This window comes from Pseudoalteromonas sp. R3 (genome assembly GCF_004014715.1).
Lineage (GTDB): Bacteria > Pseudomonadota > Gammaproteobacteria > Enterobacterales > Alteromonadaceae > Pseudoalteromonas.
Window position 1 is genome coordinate 2,481,519 of sequence record NZ_CP034835.1, and the last position, 21,354, is coordinate 2,502,872.

The window sequence follows — 21,354 nt, forward strand, 5'->3', positions numbered from 1 at the left end:
CAGCCCAATAAATGGTTCGGATATGAGTTCAGTACCGCCACCCACATCAGATGATGAAGAGCTCATCACCAGGCTCGAAGATGAGATACTGGCGTTGGAGTTAGAAAACAATCGGCTGCAACAAATTCTGCGCGACAGCGAATATGACAGAAAAGCGCTTGCAGATATTCAAAAGCTCGCGAATGTGGGAACCTGGCGTCTGAACCACTTAACCTATAACGTCCAGCTGAGCGAAAAACTCACCGCTATGTTAGACATACCAGATGGAAAAAGCAGCATGCAATGGAGCGAGTTTATTACTGCACTAGATCCAAGTGGTGAACTGAAGCTCAAACAATCACTACGAGATGTATTTGTGGGCGGCGGCACAATAAATTTTGAACACACCGTCAGCCGCTCGGACGGTTCACTTATTTACGTACGGCACCACTGCGAAACCCACCTGAATGGCATAGGTCAGCCACTGAATTCAATTGGTCTGGTCCAGGACATAACACGGGACAAAGAAAGAGCTGCACAGTTAGAAATACTGTCAAATAAAGATGATCTTACCTGCCTGTATAACAGAAGAAAAATGAATCAGGCACTGACTGAAGAATCCATCATCTGTATGGATAACGGCCTCCCTCTTAGCAGTATCTTGCTGGATTTAGACAACTTTAAACAAGTCAATGATCGGTTTGGGCATCATATTGGTGACGAAGTACTGGTCCGTGTATCTGAGGCAATTCAAAACAGCCTGCGATTAAGCGATATCGCGTCTCGCTGGGGCGGTGAGGAATTTCTTATTCTGTGCCCCAATACAGCCCCAAATGACGCTGAGGTAGTTGCCGAGCGTATTCGTCAGGCTATCGAGCACATTCAGTTATCATGTGATCACACAATCACTGCAAGTTTTGGCGTAGGTAGCTTGCGCAGTGTTCAGGATCTGCCAGAGATGCTAAAACGCATTGATATGGCACTCTATCAGGCCAAAAAGGCAGGCCGAAATTGTGTGCGGTTGATATGTTAACACTTTGAAAAATAACCAGTTACAACCCTTGAACTGAAACACAACAACGCCGTTTTTTACAAACCAGAGGTGTCAATACAGTCGCTCATTTACCATTAAAATCCCCATGGATACATAGGCAAGCACAAAAACACTCACACCCAGTCTAAATCAATAGTTGGGTTATGATCATTGTGGTTTTCCATATTATCAGCACTTACATCTAGTGATCTCGATTGCTCAAAAAAACCGCTTTAAATTATTGCACAAATTAGGTAGGGTAAAGCCAAGCACTGATTTTTATTAAGCACATGTTAACGCGTGAGCTGTGATCAGAGCTCTATTTACAGATTACCAATAATGTATCCGGAATAAGGAAATATAAAATGAAAGTACAACTGAAAAAGAAAAATCTAAAAACACTGAACAAAAGCAATCAACTTGCAAACCAGGCGACGCCGCAAGTTGCAGGTGGTGCAGAAGTCACTATTTACCCAAAATGCATGCCAACAAATCCTGCTATCTGCTGGACAGATGGCACCTGGCACGGTTGTGTTCCTAGATAATCATCACAGATTATCAATAACGCTTAGGCTTTTAGCCTAATCACCTGCGCCTTTGGGAGTAAGCTTTCATTGCTATTCAAAGGTGCAGTTTTGAATGTGCACAGCTAATTATTTATAGTCCAAATATTAATAGAAAAACGTTTATGTAATGGTCACTCTGCTCGGGCAGTAAACAAGGTCCTTTTTCCGCAACTACTGGCCAAATCATTTCAATGTTGCTGTGTGGTCTTTGCCAGTTGCTGTAGCCCATTTAATAGCAACTCTGGTATCTCTTTCTGCTTCCTTGAGGAAATCATAGCAAAGCAGGAACGACCTCTGTTTTTACAGTCCTGAATAGCCTCTCCGACGATGCGGTGTTTTTCAAGTTAGTTCTCAACAATTACCCCGACGAATCATGCTCTGAGTGACACAATAGCGCAACGCGCTAAACCGCGTGTACATAGATACAGTACCACAGCCAAAAAAGGCTTATTTCCTGCTAGTCCAAACTAACTCTTCATGTTAATTTTTCTTCTTTTATTTCAATGAGAAATGTCAAAGCCAAATACGTTGAATGGTAAAAAACGCTCCCATTTCAGTTGAAACATCCAAGTTTTCTCTTAAGTAATAACCATAAAGCAATGCACAACCTATCCCTCCGTAGAAATACAACGCAAGCGAATAGATTTTATTCTTCCTCCTAAAAAATAAAGGTGCTGCAATAATCTTGTATAAAAAAGTTAGCTTAATAAAACACACTATAAAAAAAGTAGAATGATTAAAACTATCGTGAAGGTAGACGGTAACTTTCTCTGAAAAGAAATACACCGCATAATATAAAACACATAAAACTGTAGCCTTGCTGATCACAAGTGCGATTTTATGCTCTTCATTTTCAGGCTCCATTCTTCCCCTGCACTTACTTGAACACATAGACAGAATACCATTTACCAGCTAATGAGAAGTGTGAATATTTTACAAGGCAATATGGACACTCCGGCGAAGCCGAGTCGACTGTTACGAGTCTGACTTTAAGGCTTTGCCAGGGCTTGTATATCCGAGATAGTCGTTAAGTTTTCAGTATCACTGAATTTAGGAGTAAAAATACTTTTACCATCTTTGTCAGTGTAGCTCCCCCAAATACATACAAGCCATCCATCTAGTGATTCTTCTGCATCTACAGGTATAGGGTGTGGTTTGTTATCCCATTTACCTTTTATATATAAACTTGATTTCTTGTCATTTTTCCCTTTGTATTCATGGAAAATATTGTATTTAATAACCTCTTCATTTAATACCATCCCTTCCAGTTTCCATGGTCCTCCGATGATCATATGATCGCCTGGATTAATTTGAACTCTTGTGTCCTCATTGCTTGAGATTTCAATTATTTTTTCTTTCCCAAGCTGTTTAGGACCAAGCTTAGTCCCAAAGCCGAGAAAAAACAAAGGCCTAACGGCATAACTTTGAATAATTGCATCCGTATCTTTAACTACAGCTTGGCATTCCTTTGTGTTCTTTATACCTGTTTCACCCATCCCCTTCCAAAGAGTTGCTACTTTGGGAATTGTGTAGATATGGGCTCGTCCATTTTTTGTCTCAAAGGTCATTAAAGATTGATTGTTGTCAATAAAGTATTCGAAGGTAGTCCCCGTTTCTTCTTTCGTTCTTGAATAAGTCACTTCAAACTTTGAAAACGGTGACCACATAGAAGTGTAATTACAACTATTAATTCCAGAGCAGTCCTCTGCTAAAGCAACAGTTGGTAATAACAGTAAAGTCAGTAAATATTTCATGAGCCCTCTAAAGTCCTAACACCATTGCCTGCCCCTCCCGTTTAGAGGCAAATAATAGTTTGGCTAAAACAAGTGGAGAATGAGCAAAAATCAAACTTTATTTGCCCTGTTTGAGTGGTTGTTTATAAACACATACACCAGTGTAATGATACTCTAGTTCATTGTTTCCCCAATACCCAACACAAAGCAGCCGGAGTATTGGGCGTCAAGCCAGTATTTATTATCTGTGAGCTTTCATTGCTTCTTTGCATGTTTATAGCTTAGTACTCATCCAAATTGCAAACTCGGTAGATTGTCGAACCACCCAGAATATAGGTTTATAAACAAATGACTTAGAACCATGAGTTTGACCAAAGTCTTGATGCTCTTCTTCATCAGCTTTAATGCTCATGACCGCATCATAAGCCTCTGTGTCATGCTGAGATAAAAAGTCCAATTGCCAATCTAAATGATGCATTACTGTCGATTCAATTGAATCAGTGCACACCCAAATCGCTTTTCTACCTGCCAAAGCCGTTAAAATTCCCAGAGTTATGCCGCCAAACGCCCAGAAATACAAGGCGTAACAGTGCCTTATATTTCGGCTTTTAAGGATGCGATCAAAGGTATTAAAATGCTTCTTTTCATGGCCCAGCATTTCTTCAAGTTTAGGAACAATATCCTTGTATAAATAGCGAGCAACAAACAGCTGGGATCGATATATATTAATTGCCCCAAATTCACCTGCATGGTCCACTCTAAGAATTCGCTCAACTTCGATCATATTATTGTACTGGTAACGACATATTACACCCGCGTATTAGGCGCAAGCTCGAGAGCGTCCTAATTGATGTGCTTGTTATAGCTGATTTTCAATTTCATGTTGTAGTTTTTCAAGCTCATCAAGGACTTTCATAAACTTGGCCCCGAAATCAGTGACTTTGTACTCCACCCTCGGTGGCACCTCATTGTAAGAAATTCGCTCCAGGATCCCAAACTCCGTATTTTTACGCAGGCACTGGTTCAGCACTTTCGTGGTTAAACCTTCAATGCTGCGCACCATTTCGCCAGGCCGATTGATTCCATCAGCCAAAAGCTGGTAAACCGTAAGAGACCATTTGCAGCCATAAATAGTCTCTACTATCTTTGCACTTTCAGTCGGTGCGGTTTTTCTCAAATATTTTTTTTCTCTATCTTTCATAAAGATGTACCAAAAAGTACCTACCTTACCAATTTGTACTTACTTTTTAACGCTATAGTGATTCGATAAATTATCTCCGTACCTTAACATATATCGGAGAAAATCTATGACAACTTCAAATATTGCATTAATCATTGGTGGTTCTAGCGGAATGGGCCTGGCAACAGCAAAGCAACTCGTCGCGCAAGGGAGCAGTGTTATTATCTTAGGCAACAACGCTGAAAAGCTGGAGTCGGCCAGGTCTGAGTTAACCGCAATAGCGAGTAATGACACTCATATTGAGGCATTACAAGCCAATCTCTATGAGCAACAAGATGTTGACAGAGTCATTCAAGCGATAAACTCGGACGAAAGACATATCCAGTACCTTGTTAATTCAGCAGGTTACTTCAATCCGAAGCCTTATTTAGAGCACGGATTTGAGGATTATGATGCTTATGCTGCACTGAATCGGGCGACCTTCTTTATAAGCCAAGCCGTATCCCAAAATATGCGTAACAATGGCGGTGGCTCCATTGTTCATATTGGTTCAATGTGGGCTAAGCAGGCTATCAAAGCAACCCCTTCTTCTGCTTATTCCATGGCCAAAGCAGGATTGCACGCGCTAACGCAGCATATGGCAATGGAACTGGCCGACCATAGCATTAGGGTCAATGCTGTGTCACCTGCGGTAGTAAAAACGCCAATTTACGAAACTTTTATCGATCCGGCAGAAGTGAACGATGCCCTGGCAGGTTTTGACAGTTTCCACCCTATTGGTCGTATTGGCACACCAGATGACGTTGCCAACGCTATCATGTTCCTCTTGAACGAAAGTGCAAGCTGGGTAACAGGCGCGATTTGGGACGTTGACGGCGGTGTTATTGCTGGCAGAAATTAAGTAACAATCTTTATTGGAGGTCAGTATGACTACTTTAATCAATGCAGATTTCAAGCAACGTGTGGTAATTCGACCCGCCGACTATAAGTGGGTTGATTCTCCGATGCCTGGCGTTGAGCGCATGATGCTTGATCGCGTTGGAGATGAAGTCGCACGAGCGACCTCTATCGTTCGTTACGCGCCATACTCAGCGTTCTCGTCACATACTCATAGTGGTGGAGAAGAATTCTTAGTACTTGATGGTGTGTTTTCGGACGAGCATCAAAACTACGCAAAGGGGTGCTATGTGCGCAACCCAATTGGTACATCTCACACACCAAAAATAGGTAAAGAAGGTGCAACTATATTGGTAAAGCTACATCAATTTGCTAAGGACGACACAGAACAAAAAGTGATAGACACTCAAACCCACCCTTGGCACCAAGGGCTTGTTGATGGGCTGACGGTAATGCCGTTGCATGAGTTTAAAGGTGAGAAGGTCGCCTTAGTAAAGTGGTCACCTCACACTCAATTTCAATTGCATACCCATTGGGGAGGAGAAGAAATCTTTGTTTTGGAAGGCACGTTTTATGATGAACATGGCCAATATCCCAGAGGCACCTGGCTTCGCAGCCCCCACATGAGCCGGCATACGCCTTTTACGAAAGAGGATGGTGCATTGATTTATGTGAAAGTGGGTCATTTGTAAATGTGACGCCGCAATATGGGGCGCATGAATGCTTGGCTAAAATTTGCTAAGAATGAGCGCAAGCCAAGCGTTTTGCGTCCCTTGGTTAAAACGTTTGTCAGGTTGCGACTGCCTCAGCTTTACCAATTTCTTTTACGATTGGGCTTGCGCTACAAATAACCTCTAAACATTCGTCAGTAGTAACTATTAAGTGAGACCACTCACCATCATTTCCCATGAAAAAGGTAAGCGGACTTTCTTTGTGCCAACCATGACCTTTTATTTTAAAAGTATTTAATGTTGGTCGATTATTGCTCCAAACTTCTGTCAGGCCGTGTTCGTCTAGACAACGAAAGCCATTTACAGATTCAAATAATAGCTCGTATATAGCTTGTGATTCTTCGTGAAATACACGAGCAACAAGCTCATGGCTTTCGTGTTTTGCGTCGCCTTTAATCAGGTACTTAACACCATTCGATTTTTCGAGAGTCCACTCTTTGGTACCCCAAGACAAATCGACTAACCACAAACTGCCATCTTCTAAAGGTGTTGGCCAACTCTCAAATTCCATCTAGCTACCTAACGCCGCAAATAAGCGGCTAAAAATAGTTGGCTATAACTTGTGAGGTACGAACAAAGCCAACTGATTTTTGTCCGCACTTTTAATTTTCTCTTCTAGGTACAACTTACCAATAATTGCTGTTGTAACTTTGTATTTTCACAACCAATAACTTCTAAACCAATAACTTTATTTTTAGTTGAGTAAGTTACCATAATTGTATATTCAGCATTGCCTGTAGGAAATGTATCTTGGATTTCGTTGGAATTATAACCCACAAATTCAATAGTAAATGCAGAGTTATCCGAGGCAAATGAACTACAAGATTGGATTTCACAAGTATCTAATTGCTTGGCAAAGCTCTTTTCGCCTTCATCAATTAGTGATGTTTTAACTTCTTCAAATAGATCAGCTAATTTTTCTTTAAACACCAAATTCTCCGTTGTACCTAACTCCTGTAGCAGGCGACCATTTGTAGTGTAGGCGAGCCCGGAACGAAAAATGGGTCGACCTGCCTACTCTTGTTACGTGTACACTTCCTCGGCCCAAACTTCACGACCACGACTGAGCCACGCCCATATTCTACTTGTTAAAAAACTAGCCATAGTAAGTGTGATTACGTATTTGGTATTTAGGTTAACCACATCCCACTGGCCGGAACTATTGACACGGGAAACATCGAACGCCACAGGTACTGAACCATTAAATACAGCAAACTCTATAAGAGAACCATGCTTGACCATATTGCCTGCACTATGCATTACCAGCGCAGGAGATTTAACAGAAAAACCATTAATACACTGATAAAAATTAGCGACCTGAGGTGGAAACACTACACCCAAGTTGCGTTCAGTTTCATGTAGCTCTTCAACAGAAAGCCCGTCATTTAATGCAAAGGAAGACTCTAGCTTCTTAAGATTAATTTCAATATCTCTACGATTCATGGTTTACACGTAACGCCGCAATCTGAGGAATCCCCAGATAATCATATTTAAAATCAATGTGATGGACACGCACAGCATTGTTTTATCTAATTTATTTCGCCAAAAACCAAATAGATAACAACGCCATGCGTGATATCACTATCCTACACGATATGCTCAGAAAAAACTGCCCCAAATTCATGCTCGGCGCCTTGATCCACTAATGCTGGCAACTGAGACTTTGCTCGATAGCAACCTACTTTCTCTTACTGACTTTCCATTGGCAAGCAGGGTCGAAATATGAAGGGCCCTGTCGCTGCAAACACAACATTAAACGTATGGACCGACTGCTTGGCAACACTGCTATGCAAATCGAAGAAAGCTTTCGAGACCTGAAAAGCCCCAATACGGGATGGGTCTGCGGCATAGTAAAAGTCGATGCCCCAACCGGCTCGATATTCTGTTATTACTCGCTTTGCGGGCGACCATTATTCTCTGGTGGATCGGCCTGTATGCCCAACACTCAAATTGGCAACGAAAGTTTCAGGCAAATACAATAAAAGACCGTGCTGTGCTGTCGACTGTTAGGCTTGGCAAAGAGGTTAAACGACGAAGCGATTAAGTTATGACGAGGAAGCAACTACGCTGGGCTATACGCGAATACGTGCGCTTGATACATCTGCTCGGGAGGCCTCAATTATGAGGGGATCCTCCAGCGCCGCAATAAGCGGCAAAAAAGGCTTGGCTAAAATTAGTGAGGCACGAACTAAGCCAAGCTTATTTAGTCCGCACTTGATTGCTTTGTTATGTTTATTCTACGCTATTAATCTAGGTTCAATTAACAGCGCTAATAAATATGAAATTATCGCACCAAACAACAATAAATGTTGCTCTTTGGAACGCTGACCACTCAAACTTAATATCACACCACATATAACAGATACTAATGCTAAGTATTTAACAATAGTTGGTAATGAGGAGAACATAAAAGTTTGAATGAAATCTTGGCTGTCGATAACCCAATGCTTTTCTCCCCAATGAAGCCAAATAAAGTACAGAATATTTGAAAGAATTAAGGTGACAGAAGAGACCGAAATAACTTTAAACGACTTTAAGAGCGCTTCATTAAAATTGAACAACTAAAAGCTCCCGATAAACATAACGCTTCGCTCTGAGGAATCCCCAGATAATTATATTTTAAATCAATATGATGGACACGCACGGCATTGTTTGATCTAATTTATTTCGCCAAAAACTAACCAGATAACAACACCATGCGTGATACCACCATCCTACACGATATGCTCAGAAAAACTGCCCCAAATTCATGCTCGGCGCCTTGATTCATTAATGCTGGCAACACCGCTATGCATAACGACCGACTCGCTATTTACCGCTTCCATGCGCGCCTGATATGTGGCGCTAATCCCATGCCTATCTTGCTGGTCGACTGGGCCGATGTGCGAGAACAACTGCGGCTGATGACTTTGCGTGCTTCCGTCAGCATTCAAGGGCGCTCAATGATCGTGTATGAGCGCACCTTCACGTTTGCTCAATACAACTCACCTAAGTCCCATCAATTGTTCCTTGATGAACTTGCCTGCGTCCTGCCTGATAAATGTATTCCACTCATCGTGACCGATGCCGGCTATCGAAATACCTGGTTTCGACAGGTCGATAAAAAAGGTTGGTTCTGGCTGGGACGGGTGCGTGGCAAAGTCACTTATCAGCATAAGAACAGCGAAAATTGGCATGTAAATCAGGCGCTTTATCCATCAGCCACTCCCTGTGGACGTTATATTGGAGAGGTAAAACTTGGCCGAAAAGTCCTATCAACTGCCATCTTCATTTATATAAAGCCAAACAAAAAGGTCGTACTGACAGGCGCTCTTCAAAAGCTGGCAGGCATCATACCGCCCAAAAAAGTTATCGAACTGGCAGTAAGGAACCCTGGCTATTGGCCACTAACCTACCCGCTGACTTGTTCAAACCCAAACGTGTTGTCTCACTTTACGCCAAGCGCATGCAAATCGAAGAAAGCTTTCGAGACCTGAAAAGCCCCCAATACGGGATGGGTCTGAGACATAGTAAAAGTCGATGCCCCAACCGGCTCGATATACTGTTATTGCTCTCTTTACTGGCGACAATTATCCTCTGGTGGATCGGCCTATATGCTCAGCACTCAACTTGGCAACGAAAGTTCCAGGCAAATACAATCAGAGAGCGTGCTGTGCTGTCGACTGTTAGGCTTGGTAAAGAGGTTAGGCGGCGAAGCGATTATGTTATGACAGGAAAGCAACTGCGCTGGGCTATACGTGAATACGTGCGCTTGATACATCTGCTCGGAAGGCCTCAATTATGAGGGGATCCCCCAGCGCCAAGCTAAGCGGCAAATTTGGAGTGGACGTTTTGTGCTAGCGTAGCGATTAAGCACGAAAATCGGCCACGGAAAATTTGTCCTTGCTTGAGCGCCTTGTTAACCTTTTTTAGTCGCTTTGTTTTAGTTTGAGTGCAAGATCATAGACCTTTGAAGAAAGATCTCTACTTGAACCATACTTTTTAATTAACTCGTTTCTTTCTTTCGATTGATGAGGATAATAGTAGTCATTGAAGCTTCCCATACCCCCATAGACAGCTCTTACTGAGCTAGAAAGCTCATACAAGTTTTCTTCGACGTAACCATATTCGATTAAATCATTTATTTGTTTGAGTTGCCTTTCAAAATGGTCAGTCCAGATACAACTCTTATCTATTTTTAAATGCAGACATAACTGTTCAATCGCCAACTTCAAGTCTGAAAGAACTATATCTTTGGAACTCACATTTTCTCTCCCAGAAGGTTAACGCCCACATAAAAGGCGGAGTGTCAGCGACGTCCAGCGTAACGTAGTGGAGCGATTTTTAATGTGCTTGTTAGGGAACGATACGAACAATTTTTTCACCATTTTGAACGTTAAAGGTTAAAATATTGCCTTCTACTGTTTTAATTTCAAAAAAAGGAAACTCTAGCTTAGGGTACTCTCCATTCCTTCTATCAAGCCACCGATAATGGCTTACGGATGGCCTAACACTCTCGGGATCTTGGAGAAGGTCCAAAACGAAATATTGTTTCAACAACTTACCGTTTTCGTAAAATTCAAATGCAATATCTCTCGGTTTTGGTGAATGCCCTCTATGCCATTTACCCATCCTAACCATATGAACAGCATCACTAGTCAAATAAACTGAAAAGGAATACCACCCGTGCACTGACCACAGCCGTTGGAATGAACCATCTTGCTCTATTTGATAAGCAATACCATACGCTTCTTGCTCTATGATTTTTTCGCGACCATCAAAATGGAATTTCTCAGGGACCATGTGAAAAAACTTATTTTTCTGCCTACTAATTCAATATAGGAATATGGCATTGCTTCAGAGTCTGCTAAACAATCAAAAGAAAGCAGAAAAGTAAAAAATATAAGCAGTACTTTCATTAGTTCCCTAACGCCCGATTCTGAGGAATCCCCAGATAATTATATTTTAAATCAATATGATGGACACGCACGACATTGTTTGAACTAATTTATTTCGCCAAAAACTAACCAGATAACAACACCATGCGTGATACCACCATCCTACACGATATGCTCAGAAAAAACTGCCCCCAAATTCATGCTCGGCGCCTTGATTCATTAATGCTGGCAACTGAGACTTTGCTCGATTGCAACCAACTATCTCTTACAGAGCTGGGTCGAAATATGAAGGGCCCTGTCGCTGCCAAGCACAACATTAAACGTATGGACCGACTGGCAACACCGCTATGCATAACGACCGACTCGCTATTTACCGCTTCCATGCGCGCCTGATATGTGGCGCTAATCCCATGCCTATCTTGCTGGTCGACTGGGCCGATGTGCGAGAACAACTGCGGCTGATGACTTTGCGTGCTTCCGTCAGCATTCAAGGGCGCTCAATGATCGTGTATGAGCGCACCTTCACGTTTGCTCAATACAACTCACCTAAGTCCCATCAATTGTTCCTTGATGAACTTGCCTGCGTCCTGCCTGATAAATGTATTCCACTCATCGTGACCGATGCCGGCTATCGAAATACCTGGTTTCGACAGGTCGATAAAAAAGGTTGGTTCTGGCTGGGACGGGTGCGTGGCAAAGTCACTTATCAGCATAAGAACAGCGAAAATTGGCATGTAAATCAGGCGCTTTATCCATCAGCCACTCCCCGTGGACGTTATATTGGAGAGGTAAAACTTGGCCGAAAAAGTCCTATCAACTGCCACCTGCATTTATATAAAGCCAAACAAAAAGGTCGTACTGACAGGCGCTCTTCAAAAGCTGGCAGGCATCATACCGCCCAAAAAAGTTATCGAACTGGCAGTAAGGAACCCTGGCTATTGGCCACTAACCTACCCGCTGACTTGTTCAAACCCAAACGTGTTGTCTCACTTTACGCCAAGCGCATGCAAATCGAAGAAAGCTTTCGAGACCTGAAAAGCCCCCAATACGGGATGGGTCAGAGACATAGTAAAAGTCGATGCCCCAACCGGCTCGATATACTGTTATTGCTCTCTTTACTGGCGACAATTATCCTCTGGTGGATCGGCCTATATGCTCAGCACTCAAATTGGCAACGAAAGTTCCAGGCAAATACAATCAGAGAGCGTGCTGTGCTGTCGACTGTTAGGCTTGGTAAAGAGGTTAGGCGGCGAAGCGATTATGTTATGACAGGAAAGCAACTGCGCTGGGCTATACGTGAATACGTGCGCTTGATACATCTGCTCGGAAGGCCTCAATTATGAGGGGATCCCCCAGCGCTGCCATAACCCGCAGACAATTGGCGCGAATTTTGGGCTAAAATGGCGCTCGCGCCAGCCCAAAAATCGCGACGGTTGGCTGTCGGGTTGATGGTTTTGTTAGCTCATGTAACCTAAAGATTTGCATAGATTGTAACTATCTGTGTCAATCTTATTCAGCATTCTCAAAAAACCTTTATCTAAAGTGACTATTCGAGTTTCCTCAAGTCCAAGCGAACAAGATATGAGTAGATCAAAGATATCATTCTTTTTTATTTTCGACTTATTTTTAAACGCTGATTCAATTGTGTAAATGAGATATTCCAAAGAACTTCTATTAAGAGAGTTCAAGTCAGAAAGACCATCATTCATTACTGCTAAATACTCATCAAAGAGTGCGTGATTGCTCTTCTTGGTAACCATTTCAACTGGGTTTGCAATATATCTTTCTAACTTCTTCCCCAACCTGTCACTTGAAATGCTTTCAACTAAAGCGGCCTCTTTTTCGCTATCTAAACTTTGGTCGCCTTCAGGCAACGCGCCAACACTAATTTGATGGTAGTTAAAGTGAAAGATATTCAAAAGGGACAAAAACTGTTCACGAAAAGCTTCAAATACGATTCTTTGTTCGTCCCCCTCTTTATAACCCAAAATAATCTGCTTTTTAAATTTCGAAAGCATACTTTCTTCATAAGCTTGAAGAAGGCACCTAACCAGAACTTTTTGTTGGTTATCCTTCTGAACATCAGAGAATCCATATCCATCCCTTTTTAAGCATTCAACAACCCCAGGAAAAAGGATGAACATAATAAATCTAAGGAACTCAGCTTCAGTTGAAACTTTGAGATTGAAGAGTTCTTCAACGACTTCTGAAATATCGCTTATTGATTCAGCATTAAATATTCCATAAATTTTATCGTTGCTAATCGGTGTGTGACCTATATTTATCAGCTCGATTTCATTTTTAACAACAGGAGTCAAGCAGAATTTTATCTTATCAAGGTCATTTCTATACTTTACAATCACTTCGATCAACGACGCAGTGGTGATTGCCAACCTAAAGTTTGAAAGCGCTGTTTTGCAGACTCTTTCATTCTCTGATATGCCAACATACGAGTATAAAATGTTTGTATCGATTACAACTCTTTTCATTAAAGTTTCCTTAAGCACCCAAACCATACGTGTGAGCTAACGCCTCAAGAACCGGCGCTGCTTGCAGCGTCCGCGTTACTTGAATTGTTATGTGATTCTTCGATTTCAACATCTGGTTCTGGCACTCCATCAACCGCCCTCCATATCGCCTCTCTAACCCAAAGAGCAGTAAAAAAAGAAACCATGAGTATTCCAGACTCTATGTATGGCTTAATAGAAACACTGTCCGGTATTGATGTTGACCCTATAGTCAGGCACATATGAAAAATAAAACGATAACAGCGGGTGCATACGCCATATTTGATTTTTTTGTATGAACTTTAATAGTAAATAAAACAGACAGAGCCCAAACATCAACAGATATCAACGCAACGACGATACTCTTGACAACTTCTGAATAGAAATTTGTCATCACATCCCAAAATACTTTAGCCTTTTGCTCTGAGATAGTGGATTGCAACTCATCTCGATCTTCCAAGCTAAGTTCTTCACCTGACTCTTCTATCCATTCGACTAGTTGCTCGGCAATACCCGTTGTAGTTTCAGTTTGTTGAAAATTAGAACCAAGCTGTAATAAAGGAAGTAGCAGCCCTATAAGTAGAGGTATTAAAATGGGAAACCAGTATTGGGAGTTTCTTGACTGATATTTCCTTGTCGTATCCATATTTGACCTCGTTCGATTTATTCTGATTCACATAGACATAATGACTCCCACACGGTGCTAGCCTCCGCATCTTCGTGGGTTAGCTAAAAGCCAGAGCCATAATTAGTTTGTCAAATAACTAAACAGCAGAGGCTAGCATGAACAAACATAACATACTTTTCATTGGCTTAGATACTCATAAAGAGTTTGTTGAAGTCGCTTATTGTGAAGAACAACGAGGTGCCCAACCCATTCATTTTGGCCGAATTTCTTCCGCCAAAATGTCGATTACTAAATTGCTTCGTCACTTTGAATCCAAATACCCCGATGCTACTTTGCACTTCGTTTATGAAGCTGGCCCTTGCGGCTACTGGATTTATCGCTTAATTACCAGCCTTGGTCATTGCTGTTACGTCGTTGCCCCATCCCTTATCCCTAAAAAGCCAGGCGAACGAGTGAAAACGGATAAGCGCGATGCGCTAAAACTGACTAAGCTGCTTAAAACAGAAGACCTTACACCAATTTATGTGCCTGAGCCTGAAGATGAAGCCGTCCGTGACTTATCGAGAGCCCGTGAAATTGCCATGCTCGATTTAAAAGATGCTAAATATCAGCTAAAAGCACTTCTGCTGCGCAACAACATTAATTATGAAGGAACCGCCAATTGGTCACTCAAACATTTACGTTGGCTCACAGAATTAGTTCTGCCTCATCCTGCCCAGCAAATTGTATTACAGGAATTTATTCAAACCATTAACGAACGCATAGCTCGCCTTGAACGTTTGGATAATGAACTTACGCACCATATTCATCAATGGCGCTATTATCCCGTCGTAAAAGCCATACAGGCTATGCGAGGCGTACGCTTGCTTGTCGCCGCAGGTGTGATTGCTGAACTCGGTGATTTATCTCGCTTCGACCACCCTCGCAAACTCATGAGTTACCTTGGACTAGTACCTAGCGAGCATTCCAGCGGAGGGAAACGAAACATTGGTGCAATTACTAAATGTGGGAATGGTCGCGCTAGGCGGTTATTAGTTGAAGGCGCACATAGTTATCGCTACAACGCTAACATCTCAACCGAACTGCAAAAACGACAAGAAGGCTTGCCAAAAGCCATTATTGATATTGCTTGGAAGGCACAACTGCGGCTATGTAAACGCTATAGAAAATTGCTCGCTAAAGGCAAACATTACAATCTTGTCGTCACTGCTATCGCCAGAGAGATGATAGCCTATATTTGGGCTATCGCTAAAGAAGTGATACTCAGCCCCGTCAATCCCGGGCTAAGGCTAGCAAGAGTACCCGCATAAATGTTCGAATTAGAGTTAATGCATTGGATCAAGCATCGGGTGTGGCACAACCACCGACGGCGTTAGGATGGCAACTAGTGAAAACTGATTGACCCACGAACATAGACTGAAGACAGGTGTCACGTCGAATCAAGTAAAGTCTGCTCTGCTTATGAAAATAAGTAACCAACGAATACCAGCAAGATAACCGACGAAACTACTTGCTTCATCTATGCATTAACTCGCTTTAATTCGAGTTCCAAATTATGGCTTAAAAGGGTTAAGCAGGGATCTGTGCGTTTAACTTGACAGTGGGAGTCATACCAACGCCTAAATCAGGTGCGCCGTAGGCGTCACCTGGATTTACTTGTTAAATTCGTTCCTTTACTGCAAACCGGTGTTTAAAGAGAAATTCTTTTTCTGCTTGTGAAATGCTTGTGAAGCAATTTTCGATAAACTTATAAAATTTACGTTCTTGCTTTTCTTTTCCATTTACGCCAAGAATGTTTTTATAGATGACGCCAAGCTCTTTTTCATTAATAATAGCCGCAAACGATTCTATGTCTGAGATGCTTGGAATCAACTTTTCATCTACATGGCGAATAAACCTTATAGTGATAGCTATAAGTGTAGAGAAATCTTTAAGTGTAATACGGCCAGCGTCGAAGTTATCTAATGTTTCTCTAATTGAGATGGCTGCGTGATTTTCCCTAATTGTAGCTTCGTGCTTGATTAAGATTGAGCGATAGTGGCTAGATAAGTCGGTACTACTATCGTGTACTATCTTGTTTCTCCAGCGTACAAGAAGGACAACCATAGGTTCCCAATAAGGCAAAGCTCCATTAATTTGCTTAGATAGTTTGGTGACTTTTTCAGCTGCACCATCAGCATTACTTACCGATTGAATGGATGCACTTTGGCTAGCGCAATTACCAAGAAAGGAGATATAGTTTAAAAGAGCCTCTTCAACAAAAACAAGTGATGATTTTATTGCATGTGCCCTTGCGCTCAAGGCTGTGGCTTTAGGATCTCTTGGATCCCATGAAATAGTGAGGTCGTCCGATTTTTTTATTGCCCCACTTGCAACACCGTCTAATCCAACACAAATTGTATTAAGAAGAAATACTGAATTGCCTACGGATTTTAAGAATTGTTTTAATCCTTCGCTTTCCACAAATAAACCTCAAAAATGTGGTGGTGCTGTTGGGACTCGAACCCAAGCTCTCCTGCGATAAAATCAAAGATAATAAGCAGGCGTCTTAACCAACTCGACTACAGCACCGATGAGAAAATTATATTTTACTGACTCTGATGTCAACTGTAACGTAAAGAATTTAACGCTTTAGTATTCATGCGTACGCAGTACGCATAATCGTTTGTTGAACTGGGCCGCTACCTGCACGCCGTATCCGGCTGGTGTGGTTTATGCTATGGGGATTTGTTTTTGATGAGTAACTTCTGTTCTGAACCGTTTGTGACTTAAACCGTTACAACGTGACTCATTCCCTGCCTGAACAACGTTATTTATGCGTATTATTAGACCTACTTTTTCCTATTTGGCAAGGTGTTGTGATTTCGACACAGCATGCCTTACTCCCCCTTGCATGTTGCATTGGCAGAGTCGCTTTACCGCTATATTCATTTATCAGGCAACCACGTCGGGTCGCTATCTCGTTCGCTCTGCTTCTTCCTCTCGCCAGTTATCTTCGCGCCCTTTGCACCTGCTATGTTCTAATTTGAAGTGCACCACTTTTACGTGGGTGTCCCCTGTTTTTTTCTCCTACCATCAGTTTTTTGTCTAAACTCGGTTACATGACCAACAGACAAGCCTCTGCACTAGTTGGTGTCGCGCCTGTTAATTGCGAAAGCGGCCACTTTAAAGGGATGCGAAAAATACAAGGTGGCCGCCACCAGGTTAGGACTGTTTTATATATGGCTATGATGTCAGCCATCCAATCCAACCCTGTTTTCAAGGCGCAATATCAAAAGCTGGTCACATCAGGAAAACCGAAAAAGTGGCCTTAATTGCCTGTGTTCGAAAGATGGTCGTTACCTTGAACTCGATGCTCAGAGACGGAACAATGTGGGAAGCGCCAATTGCTGAAATTTAGTTATTGAAGCCATAGTCTCTTGTTCGTTGGCTGTTCTGATGATAGCTCAACCAGGTTCATATCTGGCACACCATTTTTCACATCTTTCATCGCTAGCCCCATAACTAAAAAATAGACAATAGAGCCGGAAAACAATAAAACAACAGCAGTACCGACTTTTCCACCATGCTTTTCAAAAAAAGTTTGTAGCAGGCTGTAAAGCGTCGGCAAAAAGCGCTTTATAACCCAAATAACAAATTCACCGACATAACCTAGTATCATAATACCTGCAAAAATAACAAACACAAAAACAGCTAAACTTACAATAGCTGTAAATATATTTTGTCCTTCGACACCATCTAAGGCTAAGATCTTAGATACACTTAGTATATCCCTGAAAACACTGGCTCTTGCTTGTCTTTAGCTGCATATACAACCATCAACTTGAAGCCGTCGTTTTCTTCCAGTAAGTTGAAGTTCAAATGAATCTGACTATCAGAAACTTCAAAAACTGGGTTTACTACCGACAACCTTGATGCAGCATTTAAAGAAACGTCTACGATAAATACGTGCTCTGGATATTCAAATGTTAACGGCGTAAGTATATCGCTTGACACTATAGGATCTTTTCCACGGTTCCAAAAAGCCAGCTCTTGAAGATACACTGACTCACCCAGAGTCTTACCAGACTCATTATCTACTAGTGAAAACCTTTGATTCTTCCCAAACACGTCTGGCTTAAAAACTTGAACGCTGTCTTCTACCCAATATGTGGGCTCTTTTGATTTTATTGACTGAACATAGAAATAATAGGAGGATACTATACCCAGTATTCCTACCAATAGACTTATATAATTGAAGAAATTCTTCTTTAAATTCAATAGCATTTACCAACTCCCAGCCAACTAAAGCCCTCATTAATGGGCAAAATTTGGTTAGCTAAAATTAGCGACGAAGGAGCAAACAGCCAACTGAATTTTGTCCCGATTTAATAGCTTGTCATACACAAACTACACTCCGTTGTTAACTTCTCTCGGAGGTGGCGGTGGAGGTACAACCATTTTTGGTTGTTTTGCATTCAACAACTCTTTTAAATTCAATTGTACCTGCTCTCCACACAAAACCATTCCTTTTTTATCTTTTGTCGTGGAGTAACTAAGGGTTAAACTGAGAGCGTCTAGTTTTTCAGGCTTAACTTGAAAAATAACTGAGTAGTATCCTTTGTACCCAAAAGCTTCTGAGAAATCTAAACTTGCAGCTACAGAGTCTTTAATTCCTAAATAGAACGACGTTAAATAGTACCCTTTAGACATTTCAGGAACAAACACCTCATAACCTATTAGGTTTTCGAAATTATAATCTTGCTCCATTTTAGCGAATGGTTCTATTTTAGCTGTTTCATCTTTTCCACAAGCTAATAATGAATTAGCCCATAAAAAGCACAGAACAAGAATAATTCTCATAACTTTCCTTTGTGTATAACGCTTATTAGCGTGAATACCGGTTAGATCCAGTTCATGAAACCGTACAGATCCACAGCTAAATTATTTTATTCATAATAAGAACAATAACCTACCACCATTGCTCTCATTGCTCAAGCCAAATTGGCTTTGTTGAAACCGAGCCTTGTTCATAGCGAGACTTGGGGTCTCGTTATGTAAAACTACTAACACTATGAATATAAAGAACTTAAATTGAGTTTCACGGCGTTGTTTCCTAAATCATTGAACTAATTTAGTCTCGTGTGATCAGATCTCAAAAGCAAACACTGAGACTGAACTTCGAAAGCTAAGCGTATCACCAACTGGCGCGATTACAACAAAGCCCTCACCGCCAGAGGCAACATCCAACTTTGGTTTTCCGAGGATGCGATTGAACAGTGGAACAACACGCAACATCACGGCGGTAAAGGGCGAGCGAATCATTTCTCCGAGTTGGCGATTGAGACCTGTCTAACTTTGCGGGCTGTATTTCGCTTGTCTCTTCGAGCTGCGCAGGGCTTTGTTTCTTCTCTGATATCAATGATGAAGCTTGATTTGGATACACCAACTTACAGCTGTTTGTGCAAGCGTAGTGCAGAGCTGGCAGTTCGTTACAGGCCAAATTCTAGTGCATCCGCAGGCATTGATATCGTGGTTGATAGCACTAGTTTGAAGGTATATGGAAATGGTGAATGGCATGCAAGAAAACATGGTGCGAATAAACGCCGGACCTGGCGAAAGTTACATCTGGCCATTGATGCAAATACGCACCAAATCGTGGGTGCGGAGCTATCTACAATCTCCGTAGCTGATTCAGAAGTTCTGGGCGACTTACTCAGACCATTGCGCAGGAAGGTCAGCTCGGTAAAAGCGGATGGCGCATATGATACTAGAGGCTGTTATGCCGAAGTGGCAGCCAAAAAGGCCGACGCAGTGATCCCACCGAGGTGTAATGCGCAGTTGTGGGAAGATGGACATGCTCGCAACAGCGCGGTTATTTTAACAAAGCATATAGGTAGCAGTGAGTGGAAAAGTGTGTGAACTACCATCAACGTTCACTGGCGGAAACAGCAATGTACCGATATAAACAGCTGATGGGTGACAAGCTGGTCAGTCGTGGATTCAATCAGCAGCACACTGAAGCGATGATCAAAGTGAAAGTGCTCAATAGAATGGCTGGGCTAGGTATGCCTGAATATCAGGGAAACAGCTGAAATCGCATTGTTGCCTAAGCTATCTGGATTTGATCAACAAGGCCATCTTGGGACCATTTCTAGTAGCGCCAGATTAAGGTTAACCGATGAGTGTCTAGTGGCCCTAAACGATAAGCTGTATCGACTGATTTAGGCAGCGACGAGATCGCAATTAGAGACCCTCAATATGTGTTTGTCGTAAACGATTTTAACGGCTAACCGACATAGCGAAGTTGAATAGATTTAAGAATTGCCATTACAAATTAGCTGCTTAAAAGCAGCTAAAAAGAATCGTTATGTTTATTTGACCAGAGAAGGTTCATATGTGTTAGGGCGTACTATATGCCAACACCTAACTTTCTAAGCAAGGCAAAAGCAGCTTTCGCATTGTTGGCAACTTTTATAATCTTTTCATTGTCGTTCGTAGCTTGATTTACTTCTTTTATAAGTACGTGAAGCTCCTTTAACTCCTGGTCATTAAATGAACTTCTAAGTTGAGGTTTCGACATAGGGAGAGAATTATTTAGCTCGTCCGCCATTTGAGATATCTCTGCACTAAACTCATTTCTAATATCATTTAAGCTCATAATTAACTCCTATTTCTATAATCCAGCAGTTTGAAGGGAATCAGTAATGAAGGTAGAAATAGCAGGCGGAATAGGAACTAACTCGCCTACTTTTTTAATTGCAGTTTGCTGGAATTTAGCGACCCCATTAGCGCTAACCAATATATTCGTAATACTCTCGTTGGCATCTAAAATATTTTTCATATTCGACTTGATCGTATCTCTCATTAAATTTGCCTCTGACCGAATTTTTTCACGAACCTCGTCTCGAACTAAACTAGACAGTCCAGCGACATCTTCCATCTGTTTAGGTGACAAAGATGCACCAGCGGCTATTCCTTTTTGTGATCTATAGGTCGAGTCCGCTTTCTCATAAATTTTTGACCATCGCTCATCCAACATATTGTACGCTGACTGCTCCCAAGCATTAATCATTTCAAGACCATTCTCTCCCAAGGACTCTATCCCTTTGGAAACCTCTTTATTTACATCAATAGCAGCTTGAGGAATGCTGCTACATCCACTAATGAAAGCACATAAAGTTATAAGTATGAGAATTACATTTTTCATAGGCGCTCCTGCTATTTTGATTCATGCGATGAGG

22 protein-coding genes and 6 pseudogenes are annotated in these 21,354 nt (G+C 41.8%); 10 read left to right on the forward strand and 18 right to left on the reverse strand.

The genetic code is table 11. The features are described from left to right. Positions 1–22: 22 nt before the first annotated feature. The gene (locus ELR70_RS15775) at positions 23–1,012 is read left to right on the forward strand and encodes a GGDEF domain-containing protein (RefSeq protein WP_054017575.1); all 990 of its coding nucleotides are present in this window, start codon (positions 23–25) and stop codon (positions 1,010–1,012) included. Positions 1,013–1,377: 365 nt separating this feature from the next. Beyond that, positions 1,378–1,557, forward strand: coding sequence for a hypothetical protein (locus tag ELR70_RS15780; protein ID WP_054017574.1), 180 nt, complete (start codon positions 1,378–1,380; stop codon positions 1,555–1,557). 534 nt (positions 1,558–2,091) lie between these two features. On the opposite strand, the gene ELR70_RS15785 is transcribed toward ELR70_RS15780, so the two are convergent. The 4 genes from ELR70_RS15785 to ELR70_RS15800 form a co-directional block, all read right to left on the reverse strand. Further along, complete coding sequence (locus ELR70_RS15785; protein WP_128064631.1) at positions 2,092–2,442, reverse strand: hypothetical protein; 351 nt, start codon at positions 2,440–2,442, stop codon at positions 2,092–2,094. 125 nt (positions 2,443–2,567) lie between these two features. Further along, positions 2,568–3,332 carry a hypothetical protein gene (locus tag ELR70_RS15790; protein WP_128064632.1) on the reverse strand — a complete coding sequence of 255 codons (765 nt, stop codon included), beginning with the start codon at positions 3,330–3,332 and terminating at the stop codon, positions 2,568–2,570. Between the two features lie 253 nt (positions 3,333–3,585). Then, entirely contained in the window at positions 3,586–4,095 is a 510-nt protein-coding gene (locus ELR70_RS15795) for a demethoxyubiquinone hydroxylase family protein (RefSeq protein WP_054017571.1), read from the reverse strand. 75 nt (positions 4,096–4,170) lie between these two features. After that, complete coding sequence (locus ELR70_RS15800; protein WP_054017570.1) at positions 4,171–4,512, reverse strand: winged helix-turn-helix transcriptional regulator; 342 nt, start codon at positions 4,510–4,512, stop codon at positions 4,171–4,173. A gap of 106 nt (positions 4,513–4,618) precedes the next feature. Here ELR70_RS15800 and ELR70_RS15805 point away from each other — a divergent pair, with 106 nt between their 5' ends. Together ELR70_RS15805 and ELR70_RS15810 are read left to right on the forward strand one after the other, a co-directional pair. Then, positions 4,619–5,392, forward strand: coding sequence for an SDR family oxidoreductase (locus ELR70_RS15805; protein WP_054017569.1), 774 nt, complete (start codon positions 4,619–4,621; stop codon positions 5,390–5,392). A 25-nt stretch (positions 5,393–5,417) separates the two neighbouring features. After that, positions 5,418–6,080, forward strand: coding sequence for a cupin domain-containing protein (locus tag ELR70_RS15810; RefSeq protein ID WP_054017568.1), 663 nt, complete (start codon positions 5,418–5,420; stop codon positions 6,078–6,080). A 97-nt stretch (positions 6,081–6,177) separates the two neighbouring features. On the opposite strand, the gene ELR70_RS15815 is transcribed toward ELR70_RS15810, so the two are convergent. The 3 genes from ELR70_RS15815 to ELR70_RS15825 form a co-directional block, all read right to left on the reverse strand. Continuing rightward, positions 6,178–6,630 carry a hypothetical protein gene (locus ELR70_RS15815; protein ID WP_054017567.1) on the reverse strand — a complete coding sequence of 151 codons (453 nt, stop codon included), beginning with the start codon at positions 6,628–6,630 and terminating at the stop codon, positions 6,178–6,180. A 104-nt stretch (positions 6,631–6,734) separates the two neighbouring features. Next, a complete protein-coding gene (locus ELR70_RS15820) occupies positions 6,735–7,049 on the reverse strand; it encodes a hypothetical protein (RefSeq protein WP_054017566.1) in 315 nt (104 codons plus the stop codon). A 93-nt stretch (positions 7,050–7,142) separates the two neighbouring features. Further along, positions 7,143–7,562 (reverse strand): SMI1/KNR4 family protein, encoded by a 420-nt coding sequence (locus ELR70_RS15825; protein WP_054017565.1) that lies wholly within the window; start codon positions 7,560–7,562, stop codon positions 7,143–7,145. Positions 7,563–7,935: 373 nt separating this feature from the next. Here ELR70_RS15825 and ELR70_RS25455 point away from each other — a divergent pair. Continuing rightward, positions 7,936–8,244: pseudogene (locus ELR70_RS25455) on the forward strand (IS4 family transposase); the annotation flags it as partial. Between the two features lie 571 nt (positions 8,245–8,815). Further along, positions 8,816–9,903 (forward strand): annotated as a pseudogene (locus ELR70_RS15830) (IS4 family transposase). 124 nt (positions 9,904–10,027) lie between these two features. Here ELR70_RS15830 and ELR70_RS15835 read toward each other — a convergent pair. Both ELR70_RS15835 and ELR70_RS15840 read right to left on the reverse strand, forming a co-directional pair. Then, positions 10,028–10,363, reverse strand: coding sequence for a hypothetical protein (locus tag ELR70_RS15835; RefSeq protein WP_054017736.1), 336 nt, complete (start codon positions 10,361–10,363; stop codon positions 10,028–10,030). A gap of 91 nt (positions 10,364–10,454) precedes the next feature. Then, positions 10,455–10,901 (reverse strand): hypothetical protein, encoded by a 447-nt coding sequence (locus tag ELR70_RS15840; protein WP_128064633.1) that lies wholly within the window; start codon positions 10,899–10,901, stop codon positions 10,455–10,457. Positions 10,902–11,140: 239 nt separating this feature from the next. On the opposite strand from ELR70_RS15840, the pseudogene ELR70_RS15845 reads away from it, so the two are divergent. Further along, positions 11,141–12,339: pseudogene (locus ELR70_RS15845) on the forward strand (IS4 family transposase). Positions 12,340–12,453: 114 nt separating this feature from the next. Here the strand turns inward: ELR70_RS15845 and ELR70_RS15850 are convergent. Continuing rightward, a complete protein-coding gene (locus tag ELR70_RS15850) occupies positions 12,454–13,485 on the reverse strand; it encodes a hypothetical protein (RefSeq protein ID WP_054017457.1) in 1,032 nt (343 codons plus the stop codon). A 250-nt stretch (positions 13,486–13,735) separates the two neighbouring features. Continuing rightward, positions 13,736–14,149, reverse strand: coding sequence for a hypothetical protein (locus ELR70_RS15855; protein ID WP_128064634.1), 414 nt, complete (start codon positions 14,147–14,149; stop codon positions 13,736–13,738). A gap of 137 nt (positions 14,150–14,286) precedes the next feature. Between ELR70_RS15855 and ELR70_RS15860 the strand changes: the two genes are divergently transcribed. Then, a complete protein-coding gene (locus ELR70_RS15860) occupies positions 14,287–15,441 on the forward strand; it encodes an IS110 family transposase (protein ID WP_054017459.1) in 1,155 nt (384 codons plus the stop codon). Between the two features lie 349 nt (positions 15,442–15,790). Here the strand turns inward: ELR70_RS15860 and ELR70_RS15865 are convergent, their stop codons facing one another. Both ELR70_RS15865 and ELR70_RS15870 read right to left on the reverse strand, forming a co-directional pair. Then, positions 15,791–16,594, reverse strand: a complete 804-nt coding sequence (locus ELR70_RS15865; protein WP_054017460.1) for a hypothetical protein — start codon at positions 16,592–16,594, stop codon at positions 15,791–15,793. Positions 16,595–16,612: 18 nt separating this feature from the next. Next, positions 16,613–16,702: pseudogene (locus ELR70_RS15870) on the reverse strand. Between the two features lie 503 nt (positions 16,703–17,205). On the opposite strand from ELR70_RS15870, the pseudogene ELR70_RS15875 reads away from it, so the two are divergent. Beyond that, a pseudogene (locus tag ELR70_RS15875) lies at positions 17,206–17,531 on the forward strand (transposase); the annotation flags it as partial. Here the strand turns inward: ELR70_RS15875 and ELR70_RS15880 are convergent. From ELR70_RS15880 to ELR70_RS15890, 3 genes are all read right to left on the reverse strand, one after another. After that, positions 17,532–17,816 carry a hypothetical protein gene (locus ELR70_RS15880; RefSeq protein ID WP_128064635.1) on the reverse strand — a complete coding sequence of 95 codons (285 nt, stop codon included), beginning with the start codon at positions 17,814–17,816 and terminating at the stop codon, positions 17,532–17,534. Positions 17,817–17,893: 77 nt separating this feature from the next. Beyond that, positions 17,894–18,397: a hypothetical protein gene (locus ELR70_RS15885; protein WP_128064636.1), complete on the reverse strand. Its 504-nt coding sequence runs from the start codon at positions 18,395–18,397 to the stop codon at positions 17,894–17,896. Positions 18,398–18,520: 123 nt separating this feature from the next. Next, positions 18,521–18,973, reverse strand: a complete 453-nt coding sequence (locus tag ELR70_RS15890) for a hypothetical protein (protein WP_054017462.1) — start codon at positions 18,971–18,973, stop codon at positions 18,521–18,523. A 333-nt stretch (positions 18,974–19,306) separates the two neighbouring features. On the opposite strand from ELR70_RS15890, the pseudogene ELR70_RS15895 reads away from it, so the two are divergent. Then, a pseudogene (locus tag ELR70_RS15895) lies at positions 19,307–20,205 on the forward strand (IS5 family transposase). Between the two features lie 317 nt (positions 20,206–20,522). On the opposite strand, the gene ELR70_RS15900 reads toward ELR70_RS15895, so the two are convergent. Then, positions 20,523–20,771, reverse strand: coding sequence for a hypothetical protein (locus tag ELR70_RS15900; RefSeq protein WP_054017463.1), 249 nt, complete (start codon positions 20,769–20,771; stop codon positions 20,523–20,525). 15 nt (positions 20,772–20,786) lie between these two features. Then, positions 20,787–21,320, reverse strand: a complete 534-nt coding sequence (locus ELR70_RS15905; protein ID WP_054017464.1) for a hypothetical protein — start codon at positions 21,318–21,320, stop codon at positions 20,787–20,789. Between the last annotated feature and the right edge of the window lie 34 nt (positions 21,321–21,354).